The sequence below is a fragment of the Streptomyces sp. NPDC111802 genome (genome assembly GCF_055634335.1).
Genome location: NZ_JBVKCZ010000199.1, coordinates 1 through 1,901, shown reverse-complemented (window position 1 = coordinate 1,901; position 1,901 = coordinate 1). Strand labels below are relative to the sequence as shown.

The 1,901-nt window shown below is 66.4% G+C and carries 1 protein-coding gene; it reads right to left on the bottom strand.

The features are described 5' to 3' along the window. Positions 1-115: 115 nt before the first annotated feature. Positions 116-1,480, bottom strand: coding sequence for a group II intron reverse transcriptase/maturase (gene ltrA, locus ACZ7NC_RS45405; protein WP_471498306.1), 1,365 nt, complete (start codon positions 1,478-1,480; stop codon positions 116-118). Positions 1,481-1,901 lie beyond the last annotated feature (421 nt).

The window sequence follows — 1,901 nt, the reverse complement described above, 5'->3', positions numbered from 1 at the left end:
TCGCTGAGTAGGCCCGGGGCGCGGTGCCGGGATTGCTCCCGGTCCGTTTCCCCGGACCTCTCGCCGAACCCGCCGTGCCTATTACTAGGCAACGGGCTCTCCACGGTCTCTGCCGTCAGGTGGGTGCAGGAGCCCAGGGGGTGGGGATCTTGTTGCCGCGGTAGCGATACCGGGTGACCGAGATCGCGCTGATCTTCCGCAACTCGATCCCGTCCGCGTTGATCGGCAGCCACCGCCCGCTGGGGGCGGTGAGCCGTCTGCGGACGTCCGACCAGCTCCAGTGATGCCGTGTCCTCAGCAGCCGGATGAGCCTCCACCAGACGAGGTCGTCCAGCTTGCTGAAGAGGTGTTTCGCGACGGCATGCCTGAAGTAGTGGGCCCAGCCGAGAGTGATCCGGTTCAGATTGACCAGCACCACGGCAAGGTCCTGCTGCGACGTTCTGTGGGTGAGGTGACGGATCTTCGCCTTCACCGACCGAACGGGTCGGTCGGCGATGAACGTGTAGACGTACCACTTGTTCGTTCCGCGCTTGCGGCGCCACTGGATGTGAAACCCCAGAAAGTCGAACCCCTCGCTCAGATGCACCACTTGAGTCTTGGCCGGTGACAGCCGCAACCCAATCGGCGCGAGCACCTGGGCGATCTCTTCGTGCAGTGTCTCGGTGTCCTGCCTGGTCCCGTCGACCAGGACGACGAAGTCGTCCGCGTAGCGAACCAGCCGCCACGACGGCAGGCCACCGGCCCGGCGTCGGCCCCGCCGGTAGTCGGTGGACAGCTCTCCGCCTGGCTCCCATCCCCGGTGCAGGTGCTCGTCGAGCACGGACAGGGCGATGTTGGCCAGCAGCGGAGAAAGGATGCCCCCTTGCGGCGTGCCGGTGAGCGTGTCCTGATATTCGCCGAGTTCCGTCAGGAGCCCGGCCTTCAAGAACGACTTCACCAGCGCCAGGACCTTCTTGTCCTTGATCCTTGCCCGGACCCGGTCCATCAGCACGGCGTGGTCGATCTCGTCGAAACACGCCGCGATGTCCGCGTCCAGCACCCAGCGGTAACCGTGGGTGCCATAGAAATGGATCTCGGCAATCGCGTCCTGGGCCCGCCGCTTGGGCCGGAACCCGTAGGAGACCGGCTTGAAATCGGCCTCGAAGATCGGTTCCAGCACCAGCTTCAGCGCGGCCTGGACGACCCGGTCGGCGACCACGGGGATCCCCAGTCGCCTCACCTTTCCCGACCCACCTGGCTTGGGAATCTTGCGCTCCCGCACCGGCAGCGGACGGAACGTGCCGTGTTTGAGCCGGGCACGAAGGTCGTCCAGGAACCCGGGGACGCCGATCCTTTCCTCGACGTCGGCGGCACTCAGGCCGTCAACGCCGGGCGTGTTGGCTCCCCGGCTGCCGGCGACCCGGTCAAACGCCACCATCAACGTCGCCGGGTCGTGCACGAAGTTGAACAGATCGTCGAACCGGTGGCCGGGACCGGCCACCGCCCAACGGTGAAGCTTGGCCTGCATCTCCGATACCCGCTGACGCGGCCCCACCGGGGCCGCCTCCGGCAGAGCGCCGCTATTCAGCGGTGCATCTTTCGGCATTGCAGCGTCCTTCCCTTCCCGATACCGCTGCCGCCCTTCCCCATGCTCCGGGCTTTCCCCGGCTCGGAGTACTACGGCGGCTCCGCCCCACCCAGCCCGTTCGGCGGTCGATGCACCTATCCCCACCAGCGAACTGGCAGTCAGCTGACGGGGAGTTGAGACCGGATGGTTCCCGTGTTCACTGTGTTTCGCTCGTCGAAGTAGGAGCCCGACTGTGTCCCTGCGGCCTCGCCACGAGTACGCCGTAGTCCTTCCTCGTGGCCTCCCGGACGGCTTCGAAATACCGGCCAAGGAGTTCCCCACCACCAACGGCGGC